Source organism: Gluconacetobacter takamatsuzukensis (assembly GCF_014174275.1).
GTDB classification, from domain to species: domain Bacteria; phylum Pseudomonadota; class Alphaproteobacteria; order Acetobacterales; family Acetobacteraceae; genus Gluconacetobacter; species Gluconacetobacter takamatsuzukensis.
This window is the reverse complement of record NZ_JABEQK010000006.1, coordinates 78,405-104,611: the sequence shown is the minus strand read 5'-3', so window position 1 is coordinate 104,611 and position 26,207 is coordinate 78,405. Positions and strand designations below refer to the sequence as shown.

The 26,207-nt window shown below is 66.6% G+C and carries 24 protein-coding genes and 1 pseudogene; 19 read left to right on the top strand and 6 right to left on the bottom strand.

Annotated features, from left to right (window positions below; translation table 11 throughout):
• The first annotated feature begins 87 nt into the window (after positions 1 to 87).
• The 6 genes from HLH27_RS09440 (at position 88) to HLH27_RS09415 (ending at position 6,174) form a co-directional block, all read left to right on the top strand.
• On the top strand, positions 88 to 1,512 hold the full coding sequence (locus tag HLH27_RS09440) for a M20 family metallopeptidase (RefSeq protein ID WP_182949772.1): 1,425 nt from the start codon (positions 88 to 90) through the stop codon (positions 1,510 to 1,512).
• 297 nt (positions 1,513 to 1,809) lie between these two features.
• Positions 1,810 to 3,411 (top strand): flavin monoamine oxidase family protein, encoded by a 1,602-nt coding sequence (locus tag HLH27_RS09435; RefSeq protein ID WP_182949771.1) that lies wholly within the window; start codon positions 1,810 to 1,812, stop codon positions 3,409 to 3,411.
• Positions 3,411 to 3,830: a c-type cytochrome gene (locus HLH27_RS09430; protein ID WP_182949770.1), complete on the top strand. Its 420-nt coding sequence runs from the start codon at positions 3,411 to 3,413 to the stop codon at positions 3,828 to 3,830. The genes HLH27_RS09435 and HLH27_RS09430 overlap by 1 nt, the downstream gene beginning before the upstream one ends.
• Positions 3,831 to 3,837: 7 nt before the next feature.
• On the top strand, positions 3,838 to 4,347 hold the full coding sequence (locus HLH27_RS09425) for a RidA family protein (RefSeq protein ID WP_182949769.1): 510 nt from the start codon (positions 3,838 to 3,840) through the stop codon (positions 4,345 to 4,347).
• A 107-nt stretch (positions 4,348 to 4,454) separates the two neighbouring features.
• Positions 4,455 to 5,018: an HD domain-containing protein gene (locus HLH27_RS09420; protein WP_246375693.1), complete on the top strand. Its 564-nt coding sequence runs from the start codon at positions 4,455 to 4,457 to the stop codon at positions 5,016 to 5,018.
• Between the two features lie 202 nt (positions 5,019 to 5,220).
• A complete protein-coding gene (locus tag HLH27_RS09415) occupies positions 5,221 to 6,174 on the top strand; it encodes a D-2-hydroxyacid dehydrogenase family protein (RefSeq protein WP_220790354.1) in 954 nt (317 codons plus the stop codon).
• A 77-nt stretch (positions 6,175 to 6,251) separates the two neighbouring features.
• Here the strand turns inward: HLH27_RS09415 and HLH27_RS09410 are convergent, their stop codons facing one another.
• From HLH27_RS09410 to HLH27_RS09400, 3 genes are all read right to left on the bottom strand, one after another.
• The gene (locus HLH27_RS09410) at positions 6,252 to 7,898 is read right to left on the bottom strand and encodes a S10 family peptidase (protein WP_182949767.1); all 1,647 of its coding nucleotides are present in this window, start codon (positions 7,896 to 7,898) and stop codon (positions 6,252 to 6,254) included.
• Between the two features lie 16 nt (positions 7,899 to 7,914).
• Positions 7,915 to 8,670, bottom strand: coding sequence for an MBL fold metallo-hydrolase (locus tag HLH27_RS09405; RefSeq protein WP_246375690.1), 756 nt, complete (start codon positions 8,668 to 8,670; stop codon positions 7,915 to 7,917).
• Between the two features lie 131 nt (positions 8,671 to 8,801).
• On the bottom strand, positions 8,802 to 11,615 hold the full coding sequence (locus HLH27_RS09400; RefSeq protein WP_182949766.1) for a phosphoenolpyruvate carboxylase: 2,814 nt from the start codon (positions 11,613 to 11,615) through the stop codon (positions 8,802 to 8,804).
• Between the two features lie 184 nt (positions 11,616 to 11,799).
• On the opposite strand from HLH27_RS09400, the gene HLH27_RS09395 reads away from it, so the two are divergent.
• From HLH27_RS09395 to HLH27_RS09355, 9 genes are all read left to right on the top strand, one after another.
• The gene (locus tag HLH27_RS09395; RefSeq protein ID WP_182949765.1) at positions 11,800 to 13,113 is read left to right on the top strand and encodes a DUF445 domain-containing protein; all 1,314 of its coding nucleotides are present in this window, start codon (positions 11,800 to 11,802) and stop codon (positions 13,111 to 13,113) included.
• A 148-nt stretch (positions 13,114 to 13,261) separates the two neighbouring features.
• The gene (locus tag HLH27_RS09390; protein WP_182949764.1) at positions 13,262 to 13,732 is read left to right on the top strand and encodes an SUF system Fe-S cluster assembly regulator; all 471 of its coding nucleotides are present in this window, start codon (positions 13,262 to 13,264) and stop codon (positions 13,730 to 13,732) included.
• A gap of 14 nt (positions 13,733 to 13,746) precedes the next feature.
• The gene (gene sufB, locus HLH27_RS09385; RefSeq protein ID WP_182949763.1) at positions 13,747 to 15,237 is read left to right on the top strand and encodes a Fe-S cluster assembly protein SufB; all 1,491 of its coding nucleotides are present in this window, start codon (positions 13,747 to 13,749) and stop codon (positions 15,235 to 15,237) included.
• Between the two features lie 15 nt (positions 15,238 to 15,252).
• A complete protein-coding gene (gene sufC / locus HLH27_RS09380) occupies positions 15,253 to 16,026 on the top strand; it encodes a Fe-S cluster assembly ATPase SufC (protein WP_456305488.1) in 774 nt (257 codons plus the stop codon).
• Positions 16,023 to 17,285 carry a Fe-S cluster assembly protein SufD gene (gene sufD / locus HLH27_RS09375; RefSeq protein ID WP_182949761.1) on the top strand — a complete coding sequence of 421 codons (1,263 nt, stop codon included), beginning with the start codon at positions 16,023 to 16,025 and terminating at the stop codon, positions 17,283 to 17,285. The genes sufC and sufD overlap by 4 nt, the downstream gene beginning before the upstream one ends.
• Before the next feature lies 1 nt (position 17,286).
• A complete protein-coding gene (locus HLH27_RS09370) occupies positions 17,287 to 18,537 on the top strand; it encodes a cysteine desulfurase (protein ID WP_182949760.1) in 1,251 nt (416 codons plus the stop codon).
• Positions 18,538 to 18,552: 15 nt separating this feature from the next.
• Positions 18,553 to 19,020, top strand: a complete 468-nt coding sequence (gene sufU, locus HLH27_RS09365; protein ID WP_182949759.1) for a Fe-S cluster assembly sulfur transfer protein SufU — start codon at positions 18,553 to 18,555, stop codon at positions 19,018 to 19,020.
• Between the two features lie 17 nt (positions 19,021 to 19,037).
• On the top strand, positions 19,038 to 19,475 hold the full coding sequence (locus HLH27_RS09360; protein ID WP_408870824.1) for an SUF system Fe-S cluster assembly protein: 438 nt from the start codon (positions 19,038 to 19,040) through the stop codon (positions 19,473 to 19,475).
• 46 nt (positions 19,476 to 19,521) lie between these two features.
• Entirely contained in the window at positions 19,522 to 19,905 is a 384-nt protein-coding gene (locus tag HLH27_RS09355) for a HesB/IscA family protein (protein ID WP_182949758.1), read from the top strand.
• 6 nt (positions 19,906 to 19,911) lie between these two features.
• Here the strand turns inward: HLH27_RS09355 and HLH27_RS09350 are convergent, their stop codons facing one another.
• Positions 19,912 to 20,187 (bottom strand): helix-turn-helix transcriptional regulator, encoded by a 276-nt coding sequence (locus tag HLH27_RS09350; RefSeq protein WP_182949757.1) that lies wholly within the window; start codon positions 20,185 to 20,187, stop codon positions 19,912 to 19,914.
• A 237-nt stretch (positions 20,188 to 20,424) separates the two neighbouring features.
• Positions 20,425 to 20,604, bottom strand: a pseudogene (locus tag HLH27_RS17340) (DUF6597 domain-containing transcriptional factor); the annotation flags it as partial.
• 158 nt (positions 20,605 to 20,762) lie between these two features.
• Between HLH27_RS17340 and HLH27_RS09340 the strand changes: the two are divergent.
• Positions 20,763 to 20,936 (top strand): SRPBCC domain-containing protein, encoded by a 174-nt coding sequence (locus HLH27_RS09340; RefSeq protein ID WP_182949755.1) that lies wholly within the window; start codon positions 20,763 to 20,765, stop codon positions 20,934 to 20,936.
• 13 nt (positions 20,937 to 20,949) lie between these two features.
• The gene (locus tag HLH27_RS09335; RefSeq protein ID WP_338029875.1) at positions 20,950 to 21,189 is read left to right on the top strand and encodes an SRPBCC domain-containing protein; all 240 of its coding nucleotides are present in this window, start codon (positions 20,950 to 20,952) and stop codon (positions 21,187 to 21,189) included.
• Positions 21,190 to 21,198: 9 nt separating this feature from the next.
• On the opposite strand, the gene HLH27_RS09330 is transcribed toward HLH27_RS09335, so the two are convergent.
• A complete protein-coding gene (locus tag HLH27_RS09330) occupies positions 21,199 to 22,128 on the bottom strand; it encodes an ROK family protein (RefSeq protein WP_182949753.1) in 930 nt (309 codons plus the stop codon).
• Positions 22,129 to 22,286: 158 nt separating this feature from the next.
• Here HLH27_RS09330 and HLH27_RS09325 point away from each other — a divergent pair, with 158 nt between their 5' ends.
• Positions 22,287 to 23,426 (top strand): ROK family transcriptional regulator, encoded by a 1,140-nt coding sequence (locus tag HLH27_RS09325; protein ID WP_182949752.1) that lies wholly within the window; start codon positions 22,287 to 22,289, stop codon positions 23,424 to 23,426.
• A 360-nt stretch (positions 23,427 to 23,786) separates the two neighbouring features.
• Entirely contained in the window at positions 23,787 to 26,207 is a 2,421-nt protein-coding gene (locus tag HLH27_RS09320) for a TonB-dependent receptor (RefSeq protein WP_182949751.1), read from the top strand.

The window sequence follows — 26,207 nt, the reverse complement described above, 5'->3', positions numbered from 1 at the left end:
CGGGTAGCCCGTGACGGGACCGTGGTGGGGTGGTGTCGTTATGGGCTATGACTCGTGCGTCATGGACGGATGGGTTGGGAACGGGCGATGCGAAACAGCGCGCAGATCTGGGAATGCGTCGAGGCCCGCAAGGCGCCGCTGATCGCGCTGAGCGATTCGGTGTGGGCGGTGCCGGAACTGAATTTCGGTGAGTTCCGTTCGGTCGCGCTGCATGATGCGGCCCTGGAGCGGGAAGGGTTTCGCGTGACCCGCGACGTGGCGGGGCTGCCGACCGCGATCATGGGCGAGGCCGGGGAAGGCGGGCCTGTGATCGCTTTCCTGGGCGAGTATGACGCGCTGCCGGGGCTGAGCCAGCAGGCCGGCGCGATGGTGCACCAGCCCCTGGCGGGCGACGGAAACGGCCATGCCTGCGGGCATAACCTGCTGGGGTCGGCGTCGCTGCTGGCGGCGACGGCGCTGAAGGACTGGCTGGCCGAGACCGGGATGCCGGGGCGGGTGCGCTATTATGGCTGCCCGGCCGAAGAAGGCGGGGCGGGCAAGGGATTTATGGTGCGCGCCGGCGTGTTCGACGACGTGGATGTTGCGATCTCGTGGCATCCCTTTGCCTTTGCCACGGTCTTTCCGCCGGCGGCGCTGGCCAACATGCGCCTGGATTTCACCTTCATCGGCCGGTCGGCCCATGCCGCCTCGGCCCCGCATCTGGGCCGTTCGGCGCTGGATGCGGCGGAACTGATGAATGTCGGGGTGAATTACCTGCGCGAGCATATGCTGCCGAGTTCGCGCATCCATTATGCCTATCAGGATGCGGGCGGGGCCGCGCCCAACGTGGTCCAGTCGCGGGTCGTGATCCGCTATACCGTGCGCGCGGCGGAGCTGGACGACATGCTGGCCCTGGCCGAGCGGGTGCGCCGGGTGGCCGAGGGGGCCGCGATGATGACCGAGACCCGGGTCGAATGCACGGTCGTCAGCGGCATGGCCAACCTGCTGCCGAATCCGCCGCTGGAGGCGGCGATGCAGGCGAACCTGGAACGGCTGGGGCCGCCGCCCTTCGACGCCGAGGATCGGGCCTTCGGCCGGGAGATGCAGAAGACCTTCACCCACGAGGACATCGTGGCGGCGTTTCGCCAGGTGGGATTGCCGCCGGCGACCGACATGCCGCTGTGCGATGTCGTGCTGCCATACCCCTCGCCCGTCGGGCCGATCCTGCTGGGGTCGACCGATGTGGGGGATGTCAGCTGGACGGTGCCGACCGTGCAGGCCCTGGGCGCGACCTGCGCCATCGGCACCGCCCTGCATTCGTGGCAGATGACGGCGCAGGGCAAGTCGGCGGTCGCCCACAAGGGCATGGTCCATGTCGCCAAGGTGATGGCGGCGACCGCGGTGGACGTGCTGTCCGATCCGGAACTGCTGGCGCGGGCGCGGCGGGATCATGCCGCGCGGCTGGCCGAACGCCCCTATGTCAGCCCGATGCCGCCCGACCTGATGCCGCCGATCAGGCGGCAGGATTCGTGAGATGTCCGGATTTATGGATATATTGTAACGATTTTTTTGTTTCAGAGTTGCATTTAAATCACGGCCTGCCACGCGCGGTTTTCTCCGGATTGTCGATAAGGTGCGGGGAAATGACGGGTTTTCGGCCGCGTGGCGTATGGAGGGCTTAAAAAACCGTTACGATAGGGGGATCATGTCCATTGCCCATACGGGACAGGCCCCTATAACTGGCATGGTGTTTCTGCCCCCGGTCGGCTGTGCCGCCCGGGAACGCCCTTGAATGGTAAGGTTTTCTGTCCTGTCTGCTGGGGAAACTTGATGACAAATGCTTTTCGGCGTCCGGTGGCGACCCGCCGCCAGATGCTGACACGAATCGGAATCCTGGGGGGCAGCGCTGCCCTGTACCAGGCCATGACGAGCCTGGGCCACGCGGCCGGGACGGATTTCAAGGGGCCGCCCGCCCTGACCGGCGGCAAGCCGGGTACGAAGGTCCTGGTGCTGGGCGCCGGGCTGGCGGGCATGCTGGCGGCGTATGAACTGCGCAAGGCCGGGTACCAGGTCCAGATTCTGGAGTTCCAGAACCGGCCCGGCGGCCGCAACATCTCGCTGCGGGGCGGGGACACGCTGACCGAACTGGGCGGGGCTGTGCAGAAAGTGCAGTTTGCCTCGGGGAATTACATCAATCCCGGCCCGTGGCGGATTCCGTATCATCACCAGGGCCTGCTGCATTACTGCAAGACCTTCGGTGTCGCGCTGGAACCGTTTGTCGAGCTGAATCATAATTCCTGGCTGCATTCCAGCGACGTGTTCGACGGCAAGCCCGTGCGCTACCGCGACTATGCGGCGGATTTCACCGGGTTTACGGCGGAACTGCTGGCCAAGGCGATCAACCAGCACAAGCTGGACGAGGTGATTTCGGCCGACGAGCGGGCGCATGTCGCGTCGGCCATGCGTGGCTGGGGCGGGCTGACGGCCGATGGGGCCTATCGCAAGGGGGCGATCAGCTCGCTGCGTCGCGGCTTTGCCAAGCCGCAGGGTGGCGGGCCGGACGGTGCGCCCGTGCCGTCCGACCTGTTCGCGCGGGACGATGTCATGCGGTCGGGTCTGTGGCAGTGGATGGCGTTCCATGAGCGGCTGGACATGCAGACGACGATGTTCCAGCCGGTCGGCGGCATGGACCAGATCGGCAAGGGCTTCAACCGCCAGGTGCACGACCTGATCACGCTGAACTGCAAGGTGACGGCGATTCATCAGGACGACCGTCATGTGACGGTGACCTACAACGACATGTCCCATGGCGGGGCGGTACGGCAGGCGGAGGCGGATTATTGCGTCTGCACGATTCCGCTGCCCGTGCTCTCGCAGCTGGACGTGCAGGTCAGCGGTCCGATGAAGGCGGCGATCGCGGCGGTGCCCTATGCGTCGTCGGTCAAGCTGGGGCTGGAGTTCAATCGCCGGTTCTGGGAGCAGGACGACCAGATCTATGGCGGCATCAGCTTTACCGACCAGCCGATCAGCCAGATCTCGTACCCCAGCCACGGCTATTTCTCGGACGGGCCGGCGGTTCTGCTGGGCGGCTATATGTTCGGGCCGGCGGCCTACGATTTCGCCGGCATGACGCCGGCCGAGCGGATCGAGCACGGGCTGGCGCAGGGCCAGGTCATTCATCCCAATTACCGCAAGGAGTTCCGCGGGGGCGTGTCGATGGCGTGGAGCCGCATGCCGTGGACGCTCGGCTGCTGTTCCATGTGGTCGGAACAGGCGCGCAAGACCCATTACAAGGCGCTGTGCGACATCGACAACCGGATCGTGCTGGCCGGCGAGCATGCGTCGCATGTTGGCTGCTGGCAGGAAGGCGCCATCCTGTCGTCGCTGGATGCCATCACCCGTCTGCATAAACACGCGCAGGGAGCTGCCTGATGCGGTCCGTATTTCTGCTTCTGGCCGGCCTGGCGGCCGGCGCGTTTCTTGCCCCGCAGGCACGGGCCGACAGCGCGAGCGCCGTCGTGGGCAAGATGCAGCCGTTGCTGGACGGCGCCGATGTCTACAAGCATGTCTGCCAGAGCTGCCACATGCCCGATGCCAAGGGCGCCGAGGGTGCCGGTGCGCGTTTTCCGGCGCTGGCCGGGAATGCCAAGCTGGCCAGCGCGGACTATCCTGTCTACGTCGTGCTGAACGGTTTCGGCGGCATGCCGTGGTTTTCCGGCATGCTGACCGACAAGCAGGTTGCGGACGTGGTGAATTACATCCGCACCCATTTCGGCAATCACTATACCGACACGGTGAAGCCGGCGGATGTCGCGGCCCAGCACCCGACCATCAGCCCCGAAGAGGAATGACAGGGACATGACGATTTTCAAGACTTGCGGCATCGCCGCGCTGGCGGCCGTCATGGCCGGCGGGACGTTTTCGGCCGCCCGGGCGGCGGACGTGGTTCGGCATGGCGATCCGGCCAGCCATTTCCCCATCGCCACCGCGATCGAGGTGCCGCCGGGTGCCTCGACCATCTATCTGAGCGGCATGGGGGCCCCGGCGGTCGACAAGGCTGCCGATCCGAAGACGCTGGCCGCCTATGGCGACACGGAAACCCAGGTGCGCGGCGCGCTGACGCGCATCCAGGCCGAGCTGGCCAAGCTGAAACTGACGATGGGCGATGTCGTCAACATGCACATCTACCTGGTCGCCGATCCCAAGCTGGGCAAGATCGACTTTGCGGGGATGATGAAGGCCTATACCGAATTCTACGGTACGCCGGCGCAGCCCAGGCTGCCGACCCGCTCGGCCTTCGAGGTCGCGCATCTGGCCAATCCCGGCTGGCTGGTGGAAATCGAAGTCGTCGCGGTTCGCGCCCACTGACGGCGGTCCCCGGGGGTTGCTCCCCCGGGATACCCGATGAGCGGCACCTGCCGGGAACCCGGGGGCCTGTCCGGGCATTAAGAAGCCCGAGTGGAAGTCCGCGCCGGATGATCGGCTGCGTGCCTGTCCATTCGGGCTTCAGGCGGTGGATATGCGGGCGGGGAGGACCGACGGTGACGGATCTGATAAGGCGCGCGGCCGTTTTCGCGACATCGATCCATGCCGCGACCGGTCAGCGCCTGCGTTATACAGATGAGCCGTTTATTGCGCACCCGATGCGCGTTGCCGAGCTGGTTGCCGGCACCGGCGCGCGGCCGGAGGTCGTGGCGGCGTCATGGCTGCATGATGTGCTGGAGGGTACGCCGGTGACGCTGGCGGAAATCAACTCGGTCTTCGGGCCTGACGTTGCGTCGCTGGTGGAGATGGTGACGACGCCCGCCAAGCGGTCGTCCGATGGCATGCCGGGCATTGTGGATCACGCGCAGCTTGCCCGGGCCTCGGCCGAGGCGCAGACGATCTGCATCGCCAGCCTGATCGACAATGCGGCACGGATCCTGCGCCATGAAACGAGGGGGCGTGCCCTATACCTGCATGAGAAGCGCGAGATCCTGCGCGACCTCGGCAAGGGGGATGCCGGATTGTACATGATGGCCGCGATGGCCATCACCTGACAGGCGGGTTGCACCGCTGCCCGGCTGACGGTCCGGTGCGGTTTCCGTGCTTCGGTATGCGCGGCCGGTCAGGTCGTTCCGCCCCGATGGCGCGGAAGTACGAGGGGCGTGCCTGTTGGCAGCGTCGGACCACACGCTGAAATGACATGGCTCGCGGTGACGGTTCCGGCGTATCGAAGCGGGACGGTTATGGACGGCGATCATGATGAACTGCGTTATCCTCGACGATTACCAGAATGTCGCATTGCAAGGTGCCGATTGGGCGTCCCTGCGCGATCGGGTCGAGGTGCGGGTGCTGACGGCGCATATCGATGACGAGGCGGAGCTGATCGCGGCACTGGCATCGGCGGATATCGTGATCGTCATGCGCGAGCGAACGCCGTTTCCGGCGCGGCTGTTTGCTGCCCTGCCGCGCCTGCGCCTGCTTGTGACCAGCGGCATGCGCAATGCGTCGATCGATCTGCAGGCCGCGCGGGCGCATGGCGTGACGGTATGCGGCACGGCCAGCAGCCTGACGCCGCCGGTCGAGATGACATGGGCCCTTATCCTGGGGCTGGCGCGGCAGGTCGTCCCCGAAAGCCTGGCCATGCGGCGGGACGGCCTCTGGCAGCAGAGCATCGGCAAGGATCTTGCCGGGCATCGGCTGGGGCTGCTGGGGGTTGGCCGGATCGGGAGCGCGGTTGCGCGCGTCGGGCTGGCCTTCGGCATGGAGGTCAGCGGATGGAGCCCCCATTTTACGCCGGAACGCGCGGCGGCGGCCGGCGTGGCGTTTGCCGCCTCCAGGGAACAGCTTCTGGCGGAAAGCGATATCGTCAGCATTCATCTGGTGCTGGGGGCGACGACCCGCCACCTGGTCGGGGCCGGCGAGCTGGCGCTGATGAGGCGGGATGCGTTGCTGATCAACACGTCCCGGGCGGCCATCGTGGACGAGGCGGCCCTGATCGCGGTGCTGGAGAGCGGCCGGATCGGCGGTGCGGGGCTGGATGTCTTCGAACGGGAGCCATTGCCGCCCGGGCATCCCTATCGCACCCTGCCCAATGTGCTGGCGACACCGCATCTGGGCTATGTCACCCGGGACAATTACGCCACCTACTTCCGCGAGGCGGTGCAGGATATTCACGCCTGGCTCGACGGCTGCCCCGTCAGGAGCTTGTGACGGGTGCATCCATAACGCCTGTCGGCGGCGGGTGAGACGGCGGGTGAGACGGCGGGCGCCCCACCCGGTTGTGGACCTTACGGCGTCGTGGTTGCCGGCTGGTTGTCGGTGCGGCGGATGAAGTCCGCGATATTGTCGTGGAGCTGGGTCAGGGCCGGGATGTTGGCGTAGACCATGTGGCCCGACTGGTACTGGCGGAATTCGATGTTCTTCTGCAATGCGGCCGGGATCGGCAGGTGGCGCATTTCGTAGATCCCCTCGTAATAGGGGGTCGCCAGGTCGAAATAGCCGGCGTTGAGCATGATTTTCAGGGTCGGATTGGTCTTCATCGCCTCGGCGAGGTCGGGCATCACGTTGGCCGGGCCGTCGGATTCCGTGCTGTCGGGGCCGCCGGTGGCGTGGTGGAAGTTCCAGTGCTGGATGTCGATTTCCGGACGATAGGTCAGGCCGTCACCGTAGTTCAGCGTCTTGCGCACATAATCGTTGAACAGCGACACATAGGCCGAACTGATGGCGGTCGATTGCGGGTCGTATCCGGCTTCCTCGCTCAGCGGATCCAGCGCCGGGCCGGAGAAGCGGGTATCGAGGCGGCCGGTCGTCATGCCGTCGTCGGATTGCAGGGTCTTGGAGAATTCGCCGCCGTCGATGCGCAGGTCGGCGCGGCGGATATAGTCGGCGGGCAGGCCGGTATAGGCGTGCAGCCGTTCGACGATCCGCGCCCGGTCGGCATCGGGCAATGCCGCGCCCTGCTGCAAGGCCGACAGGTAGTCGGTGCTGGCGAAATGCTCGACCTCGGCGAGGAAGGTTTTCAGGTCGTCGGGCTGCTGGGGCAGCTTGTGGTGGTACCAGGCCGTGGCGGCGTAGGTCGGCAGGGCCAGCACGAACGGTTCGTCCATGCCGGGATTGAGTGCTGGTTCGTCCACGCTGTTATCGTAGCTGAGGATCTGCGACAGCAGGATCACGCCGTTGAAATCGATGCTTTCCTGGTTTTGCAGGTCGTTGACCAGAACGGCCGAGCGCATGGTGCCGTAGCTTTCGCCGAACAGGTATTTCGGCGAGTTGTAGCGGCCGTATTTCGCCAGGAACTGGGTGACGAAGCTGGTGAAGGCCTGGCCGTCGGCATCGACGCCCCAGAACAGCCTTTCCTTGTCCTTGCCGTTGATGCGGCCGAAGCCGGTGCCCGGTGCGTCGATGAACACCAGGTCGGTGACGTCCAGCAGGCTCTGCGGGTTGTCGATCAGCCGGTAGGGGCCGGCGGGGGTATGGCTGTCGTCGTTCGTCACCACCCGGCGGGGGCCGAAGGCGCCCATGTGCAGCCATACCGAGGACGAGCCCGGGCCGCCATTGTAGATGAAGGTGACGGGACGGGATTCCGCCCGGCTGTCCTTGCGGAAATAGGCGACGTAGAACATCGACGCCGTGGCATCGGGATTGCCGTCGATGGCGTGGGCGTCGCTGCCCGGGGTCTGGTGCTGGACGGTTTCGTCGGAATCGTCCCATCCATGGGGATGGACCACCAGCGTGCCGGCGACGGCCTGGTAGGCGATGGGCTTGCCGTCGATCGTGATCGTGCCGCTGCTGGTCCGTTCGATGGGCTGTGCCGGGTGGGCGGCATGCGCGGTGTCGGCATGGGCCGCGTCGGGATGGTCGATGGCGGCGCGTGCCGGCGAGAGGCCCAGGCAGATGAGCGAGGCGGACAGCAGCAGGGACAGGCGTGTGGTCAACGGTTCCTCCGGTTCGTCAGGGGGACGGGCGCTCTTCGTGGGGGGCATTGGCGCGCCAGCCATCGCGATCGTGAATGGCGCAACCGTCATCACGCAATTTTTCCAGGTGCGCCAGCAGATTCAGTTCCGCCGCGCGGCGGAGCGTGGACGGTATGGCGCGGTAGACACGCCGCATCATCTCCTCGAGCGTGGCTGGGCCCTGCCGCAGGGCGGCCAGGATCCTGTCCTCGCGTGATTGGCGATGGGCGGCCAGGGCATGGATGCAGGATTCGGGATTGGGGATCGGCGGCCCGTGGGCCGGCAGCAGCAGGGTGGGCGCCAGGGCGTTGATCCGTGCCAGCCCGTCGAGGAACTGGCGCACCGAGCCATCGGGCGCGGGCGGCACCATGGTCGTCGACCAGCCCATGATATGGTCGCCGGTGAAGACGATGCGTTCCGCCGTAAGGAAGCACAGATGGTCGGTCGCGTGCCCCGGTGTGTGCAGGGCGGTCAGGCCGGCCACCACCGACCCGTCATCGAGCGCGATATCGGGTGTGAAGGCGGGGACCGCGCTGTGGCGGAAGCCGCAGACCGGCGCGCCCGCCATCCGGCCCAAGGGGCGGGCGCCCGTCAGGTGGTCGTGGTGGGTGTGGGTCAGCAGGATATGCGTGATCCGCCCGCCGGCTGCGGCGAGGAGGGCCTCGAGATGGGCGGGATGGTCGGAGCCCGGGTCGATGACGGCCGTGCCGCCCGGATGATCGACCAGCCAGCTGTTGGTGCCGTGCCCGGTCATGGGGCCGGGATTGGGGGCGACGACACGCCGCAGCCCCGGCAGGTGCGCCGCCGCCGGCAGGGGGCGGCCGGTGGGGGGCGGTGGTTCGCGGACCTGCCAGGACGGGCGTGGGCGGGATTCGGACGAAAGGCTCAGCCGAAGGCTCCGACATGGTGCATCACCGCCACGCTGGTTTCGCGCAGCAGGTTGAACAGGCGCAGCATGGGCGCGAAGATTTCGGCGTGTTCGCGGACATAGGCGCCTTCGGAGCGGGGGCTGTGGTCCTCGTGATAATCCAGTTCCAGCCCGCTGCGGGTGACGGAGGGGAAGACCTGGTCCATCTCGCGCAGGGCGGCGGGGATTTCCAGGCACAGCACGCGCGTCGTCAGGACCTCACGCGAGAAGGCGTTGCGCGGCGAGAAATAGGGGATGCGCGTCGACAGCAGCCAGATCTGCTCGATCATCGCGATGCGGATGGCGTGCAGCAGCTTCTCCTCGGTGCCCATGGCGGGCGCCTGCGCCCACGCACGGCGCAGGGCCAGGTGGTCGGACTGGATGCGGCGGAACATGGCCTGGGTGCTGGCCCAGAAATTCAGCCGCTCCAGCCCCTGCATCAGGGCCAGGTAGGCGTCGCGCCGGGCCGGGTCGGTTTCGGCCGTGGCGCGGTTGAGCCACATGTCCGGGTCCAGCATGTAGATCACGGCGCGCAGCACCATGTCGTCGGAATGGGCCAGGGCATGAGCCGCGAAATCGAGCGCGCGGCGGAAGCGGGGGCTGCGGCCGAGGAATTCCTCGAACGTCTCGGGGTGGCGGGCAGAGGCGGTGCCCAGGCCCTGGATGGTGTTGGCGCACCAGCCGAGCTGCTGGAGGATCGCGTTGTTGGGGATGGCGCGCAACTGGCTGGGATGGCTGATGCGCGTGGTGGCGGCGCCGGCATCGCTCTGCCGGGCCGAGGGGCGCGATCCGGTCTTGTCGATCAGGGAGGGGCCGAAGGCGCCCAGCAGGGCGGCATAGCCCGGGTCCTCGACCAGGGTCGCCATGCCCGCGCCGATGGTGGAGAAGAAATCGGCGGAAAAATCGGGCTCGTCATAGACCGGGTCGCGGTCGCGGGGCGCGTGGGCGAAGGCGTGTTCGGCGATGATGCTGACGGTGGCGTCGGCCAGCGCCCGGGTTCCGAACAGCAGGTAGCCGTCGCCGCCCTGGAAGGCGGTCTCCTCGCGGATATGCAGGCCGGCATCGGCGAAGATGGCGCGGGCCTGCGGCGGGGACAGATAGTCGAGCCGGTCGGCCAGGCGGAACGGGTGGGCGCCGCGGCCGATGCTCTCGCCATGGGTGTCGAACAGGATGACCTCGACCTCCGTGAGGTCCCAGCGCCGCAGCAGGTCGCAGATTTTCAGCCGCAGCCGTTCGATCAGGTAGGTGGCGGCGAGCTGGCCGACATAGCGGCCGGAATCCGAATAGCCGAATTGCAGGCTCATCCGGCCGGTCCGGCGCAGATAGTCGCGCCAGTGGGGCGAGCGCAGTGCCTCCTCGACAATATGGGCGCCGTTTTCCAGCGCTTCCTGCGTCTCGAACAGCGGCGAGATCTCGACCTGGTCGGCGATGCCGAAGGTGCGGGCCAGCCAGAGCGCGGCCAGCAGCGTATAGCCGCTCTCGGTCTCGGCGATCAGGAAGCGGACCGGGCTTTCATTGTCGATGTGGCGGACGATCTGGCGCACCGTCATCATCAGGCGGGCGGCCGTTGCCTGCTCGACCAGCAGGGAGCCGAAATCGATCTCGACCGGCTGGGCCTGTTCCAGCGCATCGTTGATATGCGTCAGCAGGGCGCGGCGCTGCGACGGGTTTTCCGGATTGTCCTCGATGCCCAGCCGCTGGCGCGCGACATTGTGGATCTGGGTCGAGTTCAGCCGCACATGGGTGTGGGCGGCGCCCATGCCGTGGGCCAGCAGCCCGGCCCGGGCGACGGACAGGGCCATCCGGTCGTCGGGCGGGGCGGCGTCGATGGCCTCCTGAAACGGGGTAGCCAGCAGGCTGGCGGCCGGGATTGCCTCGTCGCTGCGGCCGATCAGCACGGCGGCGAAGGCGGCGACGGCTTCGGGCTGGACCGTCGTGCCGACCGGGCAGGAATCGATCTGCGCGGTGACGGCGTCCAGCGCGCCGGCGACCCGCGCGTGCAGGCTTTCGGTCAGGGGCAGGAGGGGCGCGATCTGGCCCTGAAGCCGTTCCAGTTGCAGCTTCTTCATCCGCAGCCGCAGGCGGATCGTGTCCCACCAGCCGATATCGGTGCGGCCGTCGGTGTCGTAGCCGACCCAGCTGGTCAGGATCACCGGGCGGGGGGTGAGGATCGACCATTCATGGGGCCAGCGGGCGCGGGCCTCGGCCAGCAGGGCGCCGGTCAGGCGGTCCACCGCGTCGCGGCCGCGCAGGATTGCCGCCGAGGCGAGGGAGAATTCTTCCTCGAGGGTCGGGGGGGCGGCGCGGCGGTGGGTTTCCAGCTCCGGCAAGGCGGGCGGGGTGGCGGGGTCGGCCGAGGCCATCGTGGCCAGGAGGTCGTAGACCGGGTTGGCCAGGGCGAATGTGGGGTGGGCGGTGAAGACGGCCGCGAAGCGGCAGCGTTCCACGGTCTTGCGGAAGGCGCCGAAGGTGGGCGGCGTGCCGTCCGGGCCCGGTGCGCCGGCGACCGTCCGCGCGACCGCGCGCAGGCGGGTCGCGACCTGCGAATCGTCGGTGCCGTCGACATAACTGCCCAGCCGGGCGGCCCGGCTGCGGAAGGCGTCGTCGCGCAGGTGGCGCACCACGCCGTCGAGCATGTCGGTCGTCAGGGTGCCGGCGGTCAGCCGCCGGCCGATTCGGCGCGCCAGGGTGATGATGGGATTGCCCGCGGACAGATCCTCGGCCCCCGTCACCGATTGCCGTGCGAGGTCGAGCAGCATTTCCGCCGCATCGCTGATGGAGGTGTCGGTCATTGCTGGCCTGTCTTTTCCGTAATCATCCGTGCGTCACGCCGTGGCAGCGTTTCATGTTCGCGTTCCCATCGCAATGTCTGCCGGGCCGGATCACGCCGAATTTCGGCCGGCGTGCCGCAGACGGGACGGCGGGGTGCGCGGGCGGCGCTTGGGTCCGTGCGGGCGGAGTGGTATCGAACAGGGGATGAAGACGAGCCCCGATGCGCAGAACGCCGGGTCCGACGCGGATCGGGCCGCCTTGCAGACATTGCGCCGATATCGCCTGGCGGCAAGCGGCCTGCTGGGCGGCATGGGGGCGCTGACGGTGGCGGCCTATGCCGCGCCGGCCTCCGGCCTTGTGGCCGATGCACTGTGGCTGGACGTGCTGCGCGCCGGCGCCAAGGCCGGGGTGGTGGGCGGACTGGCCGACTGGTTTGCCGTGACCGCGCTGTTCCGCCGGCCGATGGGGCTGCCGATTCCGCACACCGCCATCCTGCCCGCGCAGAAGGCGCGGCTGGGCGAGGCGCTGGGCCGCTTCGTCGCGACGCATGTCTTTACCGAGGCCGACGTGGCCGCCGCGCTGGAGCGGATCGACCTGCCGGGAATCGTGGCCGGGCTGCTGGACGACCCGGCGACCGCGCAGACCGTGTGCCGCACGCTGGCCGGTGCGGCGCCCGCGGTGATGGCGCGGCTGGAAGACGGACGGGCCGGATCGGCCGTGACGCGGATGCTGCCGCTGATCCTGGGGGGCGAGGAGGTGGCGCCGGTGGTGGCGCGGACCCTACGGGCGCTGGTGGAGGGCGATCGGCACCAGGAAGTCCTGTCGTTTCTGCTGGCGCGGATGAAGGACGGGCTGAAGGCCAAGGAAGAATCGCTGCGCGCCATGATCGAGGACCGCGTGCGCGAGCAGGGTGGCCGGATCCTGGGCTGGGCCATCGGCGGCTCGATCGCGACCAAGGTGCTGATCGCGGTCAATCAGGAACTGGACCGGATCGATCCGCAGAATTCGGAGCTGCGCGAGGGCTTCACGACCTGGGTGCGCGGCGAGATCGACCGGATCGAGACCGACCCCGAGCGGCGGCGCGAGATCACGGGCGCCATCGCGGGCGTGATGACCCATGACAGCATCCGCGACTGGGGCGGCGATGTCTGGCGCCGGATGCGGCTGATGATCGAGGCCGACATGGGCTGTGCCGACGGCTGGACGGCCTCGATCGTGCGGGACACGTTGCAGCGCCTGGCCGACCAGATGCGCACGGACCAGGCCCTGCGCGGGCGCGTGGTCGAGTGGGCGCGGCGCATGATCCTGGGCAGCCTGCCCTTCGTGCGCGAGCGGCTGTCGCGCTTCATCGCCGGGGTGGTGGCGGGGTGGGATACCGACATGCTGGTCTCGCGGCTGGAATTGCGGGTGGGCAAGGATCTGCAGTTCGTGCGGCTGAACGGGACGCTGGTCGGCTTTCTGGCCGGGGCGCTGCTGGCGCTGGCGCTGCACCTGGTTTTCGGGGCGCAGGTGGGATGACCGGCCCGCGCCATGCGGCCATGACGGCCCGGTGTGCGTGGTTTGCACTTGACGATGGCGCCATTGGGCATCATCTGGATCATAAATCAGTACTGAATTGGTCCGCTATGCGGCGGGCCGCAATCCAGGGACGAAAAGGGAGGTGGGGGTGCTGAGGCTTTCGAAGCTGACCGATTATGCCGTCGTTGCCCTGGTTCGCCTGGCGCAGCAGGACGAGATGATGACCTCGCCGGCCCTGTCGCACGCCACGGGGATTCCGGAGCCCACGGTGGCCAAGGTGCTGAAGATCCTCGCGGCCGACGAACTGGTGATTTCCCTGCGCGGCGCGCGTGGGGGATACCGTCTGGCGTTGCCGCTGAACGAGATTTCGGTGGCGCGGGTCATCACCGCCGTGGACGGCCCGATCTCGCTGACGGCATGCGTCGATGGCGGGGAGTGCGATGCGCGCACCCTGTGCGGCCTGTGCGGGCAGTGGGATGCGGTCAATGACGCGATCCGGGGGGCCTTGTCCCGGATCACGCTGGCCGACATGCAGACCCGCGGGCAGGCCGCGCGGGGACCGGGGGCCGCGTGCGTGGCCCATGACATATCCGCTGCCGGCCCGGCCGTCGCAGTCTGAGGGAGCAGGAAGACATGCCAGCGATTGCCGAAACCCGCGATGCGGTCGAGAGCCTGGGCCAGTCCACCTACAAGTGGGGCTTCGAGACCGAGATCGAGATGGACATGGCCCCCAAGGGCCTGACCGAAGATACGATCCGCCTGATCTCGCACCGCAAGCAGGAGCCGGAATGGCTGCTGGAATGGCGGTTGAAGGCGTTCCAGGCCTGGCAGGCGATGACCGAGCCGACCTGGGCCAAGGTCAGCCATCCGCCCATCGATTTCCAGGACGCGCATTACTACGCCGCGCCAAAGAAGAAGCCCGGGCCGAAATCGCTGGAAGAGGTCGATCCGGAACTGCTGCGCACCTACGAGAAACTGGGCATTCCGCTGCACGAGCAGGCGCTGCTGGCCGGGGTGGAGCTGCCCGAGGGCGAGACCGCCCGGCCGCCGGTCGCGGTGGATGCGGTGTTCGACAGCGTGTCGGTGGTGACGACCTTCCGCGAGACGCTGGCGAAGGCCGGGGTGATCTTCTGCCCGATTTCCGAGGCGGTGCGCGAGCACCCCGAGCTGGTGCGCCGCTATCTGGGCAGCGTGGTACCGGTGGCCGACAATTTCTACGCGGCGCTGAATTCGGCCGTCTTTACCGACGGGTCGTTCGTTTACGTGCCCAAGGGCGTGCGCTGCCCGATGGAGCTGTCGACCTATTTCCGCATCAATGCGCGCAATACCGGGCAGTTCGAACGCACGCTGATCGTGGTCGAGGACGGGGCTTCGGTCTCGTACCTGGAAGGTTGCACCGCGCCGATGCGCGACGAGAACCAGCTGCATGCCGCGGTGGTCGAGCTGGTGGCGATGGAAGATTCGTCGATCAAATACTCGACGGTCCAGAATTGGTATCCGGGCGACGAGCAGGGGCGCGGCGGGATCTATAATTTCGTGACCAAGCGCGGCGCGTGCCGGGGGGACCGGTCCAAGATCTCGTGGACGCAGGTCGAGACCGGGTCGGCCATCACCTGGAAATATCCGTCCTGCATCCTGCAGGGCGACGGGGCGGTGGGCGAGTTCTATTCGGTCGCGGTGACGAACAACCACCAGCAGGCCGATACCGGGACCAAGATGATCCATCTGGGGCGCAATACGCGCTCGACGATCATCGCCAAGACCATCAGTGCCGGGCATTCCGACAGCACCTATCGCGGGCTGGTGCGGATGATGCCCAAGGCGGCTGGCGCGCGGAACTTTACCCAGTGCGACAGCCTGCTGATCGGCGACCAGTGCGGTGCGCATACCGTGCCCTATATCGAAAGCCGCAACCTGTCGGCCAAGATCGAGCATGAGGCGACGACGTCGAAGATTTCGGAAGACCAGCTGTTCTATTGCCGCCAGCGCGGCCTGTCCGAGGAAGATGCGGTCGGGCTGATCGTCAACGGCTTCTGCAAGGACGTGCTGAAGGAACTGCCGATGGAATTCGCGGTCGAGGCCCAGAAATTGCTGCAGATCAGCCTTGAAGGCAGCGTCGGCTGAACGGAGATGAGTGACGTGAGCAACGAGTTTTTGCGGATTGCCGGCCTGTGCGCCAAGATTTCGGATAACGGCGCGGACAAGGAAATCCTGCGCGGCGTCGACCTGGAGATTCCGGCCGGCGAGGTCCATGCCATCATGGGCCCGAACGGGTCGGGCAAGTCCACCCTGTCCTATGTCCTGGCCGGGCGCGAGGATTACGAGGTGACGGGAGGCAGCGCGACCTTCAAGGGCCAGGACCTGCTGGCGCTGGAGCCGGAAGAGCGTGCGGCGCTGGGCCTGTTCCTGGCCTTTCAGGCGCCGGTCGAACTGCCGGGCGTGAACAATGCGAACTTCCTGCGCACGGCGGTGAATGCGGTGCGCCGCGCCCGCGGGCAGGACGAGCTGGACGCGGTGGCCTTTCTGAAGGCGGTGCGGCAGGAGACGAAGCACCTGTCGATGTCCGACGACATGCTGAAGCGCAATGTGAATGTCGGCTTCTCGGGTGGCGAGAAGAAGCGCAACGAAGTGCTGCAGATGCGCATGCTGAACCCCTCGTTCGCCATTCTGGACGAGACCGACAGCGGGCTGGACATCGATGCGCTGCGCATCGTGGCCGAGGGCGTGAATTCGCTGCGCGCGCCGGATTTCTCGGCGCTGGTGATCACCCATCACCAGCGGCTGCTGGATTACATCGTGCCCGACCGAATCCATGTGATGGCGCGCGGGCGCATCATCCATAGCGGCGGGCCGGAACTGGCCAAGCAGCTCGAGGCCCAGGGCTATGCCCGTTTCCTGGCGGAGGCCGCGTGAACGCGATCTCTCCCGCCGGCGTCAGCGCCGCCGCGTTCCTGAACCGCTACACCGAGGAGGGGAATGCGGTGCGCGCGCAGGCGGCCGACCTGCTGCGCAAGGCGGGCCTGCCGCGCACGGGTGTCGAGGCGTGGAAATATACCTCGCTGCGGACGCTGGCGGATGTTCCCTTTGCCGACGCGCCGGCGCAGCCTGACGGGGCGGCGGTCGAGGCCCTGCTGGCCGAGGCCGTGCGGGCCTACGCGCTGGAAGAAGGCCTGGCGCGCGCGGTGATGGTGAATGGCCGGTTCGTGCCCGCGCTGTCGCGCCTGCCGGATGGTGTGTCGGTGGCGCGTTTCGCGGCCGGCGCGGACTTGGTGCCGCATGACGACGTCGCCAGCGCGCTGAATGCGCTGCTGGCCGAGGACGGGCTGACGCTGACGGTGGCACCCGGTGTCGATGCCGGGCGGATGGCGCTGCTGTCGGTCGTGGTTGCGCCGGACGGGGTGGCGCTGTCGGTCCATCCCCGGCACCGTATCGTGCTGGGGGCGGGGGCGCGCCTGTCGGTGCTGGACCTGTCGGTCGGGCATGGCGACTATCTGAACAATCCGGTGCTGGATGTGGGGGTCGCCGAGGGCGGGCACCTGATCCATGCCAAGTTGCAGACCGAGGACCCGGCTGCCCGGCATCTGGCGGTGGTGCATGCCGAGGTCGGGGCCGATGCGTCCTATGACAGCTTTACCCTGACCCTGGGCGCGGCCCTGGCGCGGCACGAGGTCCATGCGCGGCTGAATGCCGAGGGTGGCATCGTGCATGTCAACGGCGCGCAGTTGCTGGATGGGCGGCAGGTTGCCGACCTGACCAGCGTGATCACGCATGCCGCGCCCTCGTGCAATTCGCGCCAGACGGTGAAGAACGTGCTGGCGGGTCATGCCAGGGGCGTCTTCCAGGGCAAGATCCTGGTCGAGCGTGTTGCGCAGAAGACCGACGGCTACCAGATGAACCAGGCCCTGCTGCTGTCGGACAGTGCCGAGATCGACGCCAAGCCGGAACTGGAAATCTACGCCGACGATGTGCGGTGCAGCCACGGCGCGACCGTGGGGGCGCTGGATGCCGACCAGCTTTTCTACCTGCGCAGCCGTGGCGTGGCGGGGGAAGAGGCCCGGGCCATCCTGGTCAAGGCCTTCCTGCACGATGCGGTGGAACTGATGGGAGACGAGGCCCTGCGTGCGGTGCTGGATCGCGCCGTCGAGACCTGGTGGAACCGAAAGGACGCGTAACATGGATGTCTCGCCCGTGGTGATGACCGACCCCATCGATGCGCTGCGTGACCGGCGTGCCGACTTCCCGATCCTGGGCGAGACGGTGCATGGGCGCCCGCTGGTCTTTCTGGACAGTGCTGCCTCGGCGCAGAAGCCGGTCCAGGTGATCGATGCGATGGGCGACACCATGCGCACGCAATACGCCAACATCCATCGCGGCCTGCACTGGATGAGCGAGCGCACCACCGATGCCTACGAGGCGGTGCGCGACCAGGTGGCCCGGCTGATCGGGGCCCCGGCGCGGGAAGAGGTGATCTTTACCCGCAACAGCACCGAGGCGATCAATCTGGTTGCCCATTCCTTCGGCAGCCTGATGCGGCCGGGGCAGGCGGTCGTGATCTCGGAGATGGAGCACCATGCCAATCTGGTGCCGTGGCAGATGCTGCGGGACCGGGCGGGGATCGAGCTGCGCGTGGCGCCCATTACCGATTCGGGCGACATCGAGCTGGAGGCGTTGGAACGCCTGGTGGCGGATGGCAAGGTGGCGCTGGTAGCCGTGACCCACATGTCGAACGTGCTGGGCACCGTGACGCCGGCGCGGCGGATTGCCGACATCGCCCATGCGGCGGGGGCGCGCGTGCTGTTCGACGGCAGCCAGTTCGTCGTGCATCGCCGGGTCGACGTGCAGGCAATCGATGCCGATTTCTACACGTTCACCGGCCACAAGCTGTATGGTCCCACCGGGATCGGCGTGCTGTGGGGGCGGCGCGAACTGCTGGAGGCGATGCCGCCGTTTCTGGGCGGCGGGGACATGATTTCCTCGGTCACTTTCGAGCGGTCCACCTGGGCCCATGTGCCGCATAAATTCGAGGCCGGGACGCCCGCGATCATCGAGACGATCGGGCTGGGTGCGGCCATCAGCTATATCGAGGCGATCGGGTATGACGCCATCGCGGCGCACGAGACGGCGCTGGTTGAGTATGCACTGCCGCGCCTGGCCGAGGTGCCGGGCCTGCGCGTGGTGGGAGCGCCCGCCGAGCGTGGGGGCGTGATTTCGTTCACGATGGACGACGTGCATCCGCATGACATCGCGACCTTGCTGGATCGGAACGGGATTGCGGTGCGGGCCGGGCATCATTGTGCCGAGCCGCTGATGCGGCGGCTGGGCCTGTCTGCGACCGCCCGGGCCAGCTTCGCGCTGTACACGACGCGCGAGGAGGTGGATGCCCTGGCCGCGACGCTGACGCAGATCCGCGGCTTCTTCGTCTGAGGCGGGCGCGGCGCGATGGACCAGGACGGGCTGTACCAGCGGCAGGTGATCGAACGGGCGCGCACGCCCGTGCATGCCGGGCCGCTGGATGGCGCGACCGGCCGGGGCGAGGGCACGAACCCGATGTGCGGCGACCGGGTGCGGGTCGGGGTGTGGCTGGATGCGGACGGGCGGATCGAGACGGTCCGCCACCAGACCCGGGGATGCGCGATCTGCCTGGCGTCGGCCGACATGATGGCCGGGCTGGCGGCGGGGCAGGACAGGAGCGGGGCCGTGACCATGGGGCGGGATTTCGCCGCCCTGCTACAGACCGGGCAGGATGGCGATGCCCCGCCGGAACTGATGGTTTTCGCGCCCCTGCACCGGCACCGGTCGCGCATTCGCTGCGCGACGCTGGCCTGGTCGGCGCTGGAGGCGGCATTGGCCGAGGTGCCGGTGGGGACGCCGGTGGGTGAGACGAGGGACGGGATGAGGCGGGAATGATGGTGCAGACCGACAGGATGGCCGCGATGGAAGAGACCGGAAACGGGGCGGACGGACACGCCTTCTCGTTCGATGCGCCGTCGGCCGGCGACGGCCCCGCGGTGGAGGGCTGGACGCCTGATGGCCAGCCGCCGGCGGAGGGTGCCGCGGCGGTGCCCGACGAGGAGGCCGTGATCGCGGCGATCGCCACCGTGTTCGATCCGGAGATTCCGGTGAATATCTATGAGCTGGGGCTGATCTACGCCATCGACCTGCATCGGGACGGTACGGTGCGTGTTGAAATGACGCTGACGGCCCCCAACTGTCCCAGCGCACAGGAACTGCCGATGCAGGTGCAGGAGGCGGTCCGCACCGTCCCCGGTGTGACCGACGCGACGGTTGAGATCGTCTGGGACCCGCCATGGGACATGTCGCGCATGAGCGACGATGCCCGCCTGAGCCTGAACATGTTCTGACACGTCGCGGCGGGGCGCCATGCCCCCCGGGACCGGGAGATTGCCAATGACTGTTTCCAGCAACGCGACGGCTGCCTCGCCTGCTCCCGCCCGGCGGGCCCTGCCGCCCCTGATGGCGCTGTCCGACCGCGCGGCCGACCGGCTGCGGGCGCTGTATGCCACGGCCCATGCCGGGCAGCTGCTGCGGATCGCGATCTCGACCAAGGGCTGCTCGGGCCATGCCTATGACATGAGCTTCGTCGAGGCGGCCGGGCCGGGCGACGAGGTCGTGACCGACAAGGGCGTGACCGTGCTGGTCGATCGCAAGGCGACCCTGTTCCTGATCGGCACGACAATGGATTACGAGGTCAAGCAGCTGGAATCGGGCTTTACCTTCAACAATCCGAACGAGAAGGGCCGGTGCGGCTGCGGCGAGAGCTTCCACGTCTGACGCGCGTTATCGTGTCGTCCGCGCCTTGTCCAGGAAATGGCGGGGCGAGAGACCGATGACGGATTTGAAATCGCGTGCGAAATGGGTCTGGTCGAAATAGCCGAGTTCCGCGGCGACCGACGCGATCGTGCCGGTCTGCCTCGCCAGGCATTCCGCCGCTTCCTGTAGCCGGAAGCGCCGTATGACCCATTTGGGGCTGACCCCCAGATAGTCGCGGAATAGCCGTTGCAGCGCGCGTTCCGCCCATCCTGATTTCAGGACCAGATCGGCTACCGAGCGCATATCCGGATTGATGCGGACATGTTCGACCAGATCGCGAATCTGGAGGGCGCGTCGATCGTCGGTTTTGGCGACTCGGCGCAGGGCCGTTTCCGCAAGATGCGCTTTTTGCTGTATCGATCGGGCGTGGAGCAGTTGGGAGACGCATGCGCGATCCCAGATTGCGCAATCCAGCGGCTGCGTCCTGTCCGTCAGCCTGTAGGCGGGCGTGCTGTCGAACTGGCGGAACATGGCGGGACGGAATTTGATTCCAAAGACCTCTCCATTGCCGTCGAGTTTTCGAACGAATTTTTTCCTCACGATTCCGACGATTTCGGCAATCCCGTTTTCAAATACGATATGAACCGAGGGATAGGACAGGACCTCGGATGTCTGTTCGTGTTCGAGGGCCCATTGTACCCACCAGAAATGTTCGATCATGGGGGACAGATCGGCTGGCGGGGGAATTCTGCCGGTTCGTACGCAGGCAGGAAGCGACAGGATGGCACGATCCAGCGCGTGGGGTGGTTCCGTCGGGTTTTTACAAGCCATGGCCTGGCACCGAGCCTATCCTTGCGTCCTGTCCGGAGGATAGCGCGATGTATGAAAAATCGGCCAATATTCTGATTGATGCGCCTCTTGCTACGGTCTGGGACGCCCTGACCAGTCCGCCGATGATCGAACGTTATTTCTTCGGCACGAAACTGACGACGGACTGGCGGATCGATGCGCCGATGGTCTTTCGGGGGGAATATCAGGGGGAAACCCTATGAGGATCATGGCACGGTGCTGGCTTTCGCGCCCCCGAGCGGCTTGTCCTACAGCTACTGGTCGAGCTTTTCGGGGACCGAGGATGTGCCGGAGGCGCGTCTGGTCATTCGCTATCGCCTGGACGAGGAAAATGGGCGGGTGAATGTCCGGGTGACGACTGCGAACTGCGCGACGGAAGAGCAGGCGGATCATGCCGCGCGGAACTGGGATATCGTCCTGCACGGTTTGAAGACATTGGTGGAAAGCCGGGCGTGAGCTGGCCTTTCAATCCTGTATGCGGATGTCCAGCCCGAGGCAGGCTGCGCCGAGCAGGCCGGCATCGGCGCCCAGGGCCGCGCGCCTGAGCAGGGGTGTGGCGGTGGGGGTGAGGATGCGGGCGCGGACGGCTTCGTCCAGGGCGTCGATGAGGGCGTGGGCGTTGCTGAGGCCGCCGGCGACCGGGACGATGGTGCTGCCGGTGACGTTGATGACGTGGGCGAGGCCGGCGGCCATGTAGGACAGCCAGATCGCGAGCGTTCGGCCGGCCTGCGGGTCGCCAGCCTGCCAGGATTCGAGGATCGCGCGGCTGGTCTGCGGTGCGCCGCCGGCCCAGAGATGCAGCCGTTCCAGCGCGCGGGCGCCGGCGATGGTGTCGAGGCAGCCCGAGATGCCGCAGCCGCAGCGGAAGAGGGGAACCAGGGACTGGGTGCTGTCTGCGTCCTGGCCGTGCAGGGCGGGGGGCGGGATGACGACCGGGGCGTGGCCCCATTCGCCCGTTACGCCGCCGAGGCCGGGGACGATTCGGCCATCGAGGACGAATCCGCCGCCGATTCCCGTGCCCAGAATGACGCCGAAGACATTGCGGTGGCCCTTTGCGACGCCGAAATGGGCCTCGGCCAGTGCGAAGCAATCGGCATCGTTGGCGATTCGGACCACGCGGCCGGTTTCGCGCTGGAGGTGGGCGGCGAGCGGCAGGGATTGCAGGCAGGGGATGTTGGCCGCGCGGATGATGCCGGTATCGGGGCATTCCACGCCCGCGATGGCGATATGGAGCGGCACGCCGGGCCATGGTGCGCAGAGCGCCACCAGAGCGCCGATGAAGGCCGGTGCGTCGTCGAGGGGAGTCGGGACGGCGCGGCGGTGGTCGGTCCGTCCATCGGGGTGAACCACCGCGAAATCGATGAACGATCCACCAATATCGGCGCAAAGAATCATGAAGGGTTCCACACTCAGATTGCCCGCCGGACGACAGGCGGGCCCGTGCACGCCAACCCTGTTTACCCGCCCTTTTTGTAAACAGGCATTTCCGTATTCCGTCAACATAGTTCATATTATAAACTATAGACCGCCGTTTTCTCCAGGGACCTTTGCCCATGCTGTCCACCGGACATTATCTGATTCTGAGCAGCCTCAGCCGGAATGGACCGGAGAGCCGAAGCGAGCTTGCGTCGCGGCTGGGCATGAGCAAGGCCGCCATATCCAGCCTGGTGCGCGACCTGCTGAAACAGGAAATCCTGTGCGAGCAGGCGCCGGTTCATGGGAGCGGGCGACCGTCGGTGCCGCTGGCCGTGCGGGCCGAGGCGGCGTGGTTCATCGGCATCTCGCTCCAGAACGATCCGGCCATCGTGGTGCTGACTGACCTGCACGGGACGGTGCATGATCGCATGGAGCTGCCGCGCCATGCCGACCTGGAAACCTGTGTGACATCCCTGTGCGATGCGATCGCGCATTTGCGGAAAGGACTGCGTTCGGCCAGGGGGCATGTCTCGGGCGTGGGCATGGCGCTGCCGGGTTTTGTGGCCAACGATCGCCAGACCTGCCTGGCCTGTGCGGCGCTGGGGTGGCGGGATGTGGATATCGGCGGCCTGCTGTCGAAGCGGACTGGCCTGCCGACCTGGATCGAGAACGATGCGAACGCCCTGATCCTGGGGGAGCAATTGTTCGGCGCCCTGCGCGGCAGCCCGGATTTCAGCGTGATCTTCATCAGTAACGGCATCGGCTGTGCCAATATCGTCAATGGGCGGCTGTTGCGCGGGTATGCCGGCGGGGCGGGGGAGATGTCTCACGCGCCGATCGTGACCGACATGGCCCATGCCCTGCCGTGCCGCTGCGGCAATCGGGGCTGTCTGGAAACCGTGGCCTCGCTGCTGGCGATCGGCAATGCCGCGCGGCGGGCGGGGCTGCCGACCGACATTGCCGAACTGGCGCGGCTGGCGGCCGGGGCGCACCCCGAGGCACTGTCGATCCTGCATCATGCCGGGGCCTCGATGGGGCTGGCGACCGCGCATCTGATCCAGCTGATCGATCCGAGCCATGTGGTGGTGATGCTGGACCCGAATCTGCGTGACGGGATCTATGGCCATGCGCTGCAACGCGAGACCGAATCCCACATTCTGCGGCGCCCGGCGTCGCGCGGCATGATCCATTTCCGGGATTTCGAGCCGGACAGTTTTGCCTGCGGTGCCGCGAGCCTTGCCGCCCGCTACTTCATCTTCGGCCCCGACGGGGTTTGAAAGCCTGACCGTAAACGCGATCTGGCGGCGATCCGACGCGCGTTTCCTGCGCTCCGGTGCTCACGGCCATCAAGGCCGCTCCGCTCCGGTGCTCGGAAACACATGACGGGCGCGGCCCTGCGGGCCGCTCTCGCTCACCAGCCCACATTTACGGCCAGGCTCCGAGCGGCCGGGGGACGGCGAGATTGTGTCATTATGGCAACATTTTCGGAGGGGGAGGGCAAAATCACTTTGTTTCTTGTTTGAATTAAGTATCCCGGATTAAATTCCTGTTGCGCATTAAAAACCCGTTTGCGAGCTTGTTTCTGAAGAGCAATGACAGAGACTGTTCACCGTCAGTCGGGTCGTGGAGTTGTCACCATGCGCATCTCGTTTCGTCAGCTTTCCCTTTCCTGCGTTGCGCTGACCGGCCTTGTCGCGGCATCCGCGCATGCCCAGACGAAGAAGACGGCCACCGGCCATGACCGGAAGGCCACGGCGAGCGCGCCGGCGGCCCAGAACCGGTCGTCCGGGGGCGACGATCTGAGTTCGTCCGTGCTGGGCCAGTTCAACCGGTCGTCGGAAGAAGTCTCGGTCACGAGCCATGCCGTGGCGGCCACGGGCATTACCAACCGCACGCCGGGCGGCGGGTTGATGCCGCCGCAATCGGCGCCGCGCTCGCAGAGCGGGGTGACGCGCGATTTCATTGCCAAGCAGTCGCCCTCGTCCAACATCACGTCGCTGATCGCGAACCTGCCGGGCGTGACCGTGACCAGCCAGGACCCGTTCGGCACTACCGGGGACCATCTGCAGGTGCGCGGCCTGAACGAAACGCAGTTCGGCTATCTGTTCGAAGGCGCGCCGCTGGCCGACCCCATCAATTACGCGCCCTATACCGGGACGCTGGTCGATACCGAGAATCTCGGCTCGGTCACGGTCTCGCAGGGGGCGCCGGACCTGAATGCGCCGTTCTACAACGCCGTGGGCGGGCAGATTACCGCGACGGCGATCAACCCTTCGCACCATATGGGGGGATTTGCCGACCTTGCCGGTGGTTCCTACAGTTTCAACAAGGAATTCCTGCGGTTCGATACCGGTGACATCGGCAATTCCGGGGTGCGGGGCTTTCTGTCCTTCTCGCACACCGCCTACGATAACGGGGCGCGCGGGCCGGGCGGGTTCCTGCGCTATCACCTCGACACCAAGTTCGTGAAGGAATGGGGCGACGGCAATGATGTGGCCGCCATCTTCTCGTACAACCGTCAGGAATCGACCTCGTGGCGGGCGCCGACCATGGCGCAGTGGAAGCAGTATGGCGTCGGGTTTTCCTACGACCAGAATTTCTATCCGGGCAATGCGAACTACTACAAGCTGAACAGCCAGAACCTCAATCAGCAGCTGATCGTGCTGCCGATGAACTTTACGCTGACCGACCGGCTGAAGCTGCATGTCACGCCCTATTACGTCCATCAGTTCGGCCCGTCGCTGGGCGGCGAGAACATCCCGGCGGTCGGCGGGTATTACGGAACGCAGCAATATGGACAGCTTTCGGGCGGCACCGTCGTCAACGGCAGCATCCTGACCCTGGGCGTCGATCCGTGGGACCAGAAGACGGGCGGGCTGAACATGTCGGCCGACTGGCGGATCACCAACAGCAATACGTTCTCCTTCGGCTGGTGGTATGCCTATACGACGCATCAGGAACTGTCGGACTTCCAGCCCGTCTATGCGGACGGCAGCGGCTGGTCGGGCACGCCGATCAGCGTGAACGGGCATATCCTGTCGGGATACGACCTGAATTTCATGCAGCAGGTGAACACGCTGTTCATCGCCGACACGCAGCGGCTGCTGAATGACAGGCTGACCATCAGCGCCGGCTTCCGCGTGGCCATGGTCTCGCGCCAGGGCACGAACCTGATCCCCGGTGCCGACCCCTACAAGATGCAGGGCAATTATTTCGAACCGCTGCCGCAATTCTCGGCCAGCTACAAGATCACGCCGCACGACCAGATCTTCATCAACGGCACCACGGCGTTCCGGGCGCCGGAGTCGGTCGAGGCCTATTCGCAGATCTTCGACCCGAATTCGTCGCATGCGACGATGCAGCCGCAGAGCCTCAAGCCGGAATATTCGATCAGCGAGGAAATCGGCTATCGCCATCAGGGCGGGTTCTATAATTTCTCGATGTCGCTGTTCAACATCAACATGACCAACCACCAGGTGACGTCGACCGGCTATATTCCGGGCACCAACCAGATGGTGGCCTCGCCGATCAATATCGGCGGCCAGACCTCGCGCGGTATCCAGGGCGAGTTCGGGCTGGGGCGCTGGCATCATTTCAGCCCGTACCTGTCGGGCCAGTTCCTGCATTCGACCTTCGACAACAATTTCAACACCGGGACGGGCGTGCTGCCCACGGCCGGAAAGATCGCGGTCGCGGCGCCGAAATTTACCGGTGCCATCGGGATCAATTACGACGATGGGCGCTTCTTCGGCAATTTCGACCTGCGCTATGTCGACAGCCAGTACACGACCTTCATGAACGACGAGAAGATGCCCTCCTACATCACGTCGAACCTGACGCTGGGCTATCGGATGAAGGCCATTGGGCCGATGAAGCATCCGCAGATCCAGCTGAACCTGACCAATCTGGGCGATAATCATTATCTTTCCGGTTCCAGCTACTCGGCCAACGCCAAGGCGCATGTGACCTCGACCGGCCAGATCGCGGCGGGGAGCCCGCCGGTCTATTATGTCGGTGGTGTGTTTGCCGCCATGGTTTCGCTGTCCACCGGGTTCTGA

What these genes read in the sequence shown, in the direction of transcription:
- HLH27_RS09440 (WP_182949772.1), top strand. Translation starts at nt 88, where the DNA reads ATGCGAAACAGCGCGCAGATCTGGGAATGCGTCGAGGCCCGCAAGGCG.
- HLH27_RS09435 (WP_182949771.1), top strand. Translation starts at nt 1,810, where the DNA reads ATGACAAATGCTTTTCGGCGTCCGGTGGCGACCCGCCGCCAGATGCTG.
- HLH27_RS09430 (WP_182949770.1), top strand. Translation starts at nt 3,411, where the DNA reads ATGCGGTCCGTATTTCTGCTTCTGGCCGGCCTGGCGGCCGGCGCGTTT.
- HLH27_RS09425 (WP_182949769.1), top strand. Translation starts at nt 3,838, where the DNA reads ATGACGATTTTCAAGACTTGCGGCATCGCCGCGCTGGCGGCCGTCATG.
- HLH27_RS09420 (WP_246375693.1), top strand. Translation starts at nt 4,455, where the DNA reads ATGATCGGCTGCGTGCCTGTCCATTCGGGCTTCAGGCGGTGGATATGC.
- HLH27_RS09415 (WP_220790354.1), top strand. Translation starts at nt 5,221, where the DNA reads ATGATGAACTGCGTTATCCTCGACGATTACCAGAATGTCGCATTGCAA.
- HLH27_RS09405 (WP_246375690.1), bottom strand. Translation starts at nt 8,670, where the DNA reads ATGACCGGGCACGGCACCAACAGCTGGCTGGTCGATCATCCGGGCGGC.
- HLH27_RS09400 (WP_182949766.1), bottom strand. Translation starts at nt 11,615, where the DNA reads ATGACCGACACCTCCATCAGCGATGCGGCGGAAATGCTGCTCGACCTC.
- HLH27_RS09395 (WP_182949765.1), top strand. Translation starts at nt 11,800, where the DNA reads ATGAAGACGAGCCCCGATGCGCAGAACGCCGGGTCCGACGCGGATCGG.
- sufB (WP_182949763.1), top strand. Translation starts at nt 13,747, where the DNA reads ATGCCAGCGATTGCCGAAACCCGCGATGCGGTCGAGAGCCTGGGCCAG.
- HLH27_RS09370 (WP_182949760.1), top strand. Translation starts at nt 17,287, where the DNA reads ATGGATGTCTCGCCCGTGGTGATGACCGACCCCATCGATGCGCTGCGT.
- sufU (WP_182949759.1), top strand. Translation starts at nt 18,553, where the DNA reads ATGGACCAGGACGGGCTGTACCAGCGGCAGGTGATCGAACGGGCGCGC.
- HLH27_RS09360 (WP_408870824.1), top strand. Translation starts at nt 19,038, where the DNA reads ATGGCCGCGATGGAAGAGACCGGAAACGGGGCGGACGGACACGCCTTC.
- HLH27_RS09355 (WP_182949758.1), top strand. Translation starts at nt 19,522, where the DNA reads ATGACTGTTTCCAGCAACGCGACGGCTGCCTCGCCTGCTCCCGCCCGG.
- HLH27_RS09350 (WP_182949757.1), bottom strand. Translation starts at nt 20,187, where the DNA reads ATGCGCTCGGTAGCCGATCTGGTCCTGAAATCAGGATGGGCGGAACGC.
- HLH27_RS09340 (WP_182949755.1), top strand. Translation starts at nt 20,763, where the DNA reads ATGTATGAAAAATCGGCCAATATTCTGATTGATGCGCCTCTTGCTACG.
- HLH27_RS09330 (WP_182949753.1), bottom strand. Translation starts at nt 22,128, where the DNA reads ATGATTCTTTGCGCCGATATTGGTGGATCGTTCATCGATTTCGCGGTG.
- HLH27_RS09325 (WP_182949752.1), top strand. Translation starts at nt 22,287, where the DNA reads ATGCTGTCCACCGGACATTATCTGATTCTGAGCAGCCTCAGCCGGAAT.
- HLH27_RS09320 (WP_182949751.1), top strand. Translation starts at nt 23,787, where the DNA reads ATGCGCATCTCGTTTCGTCAGCTTTCCCTTTCCTGCGTTGCGCTGACC.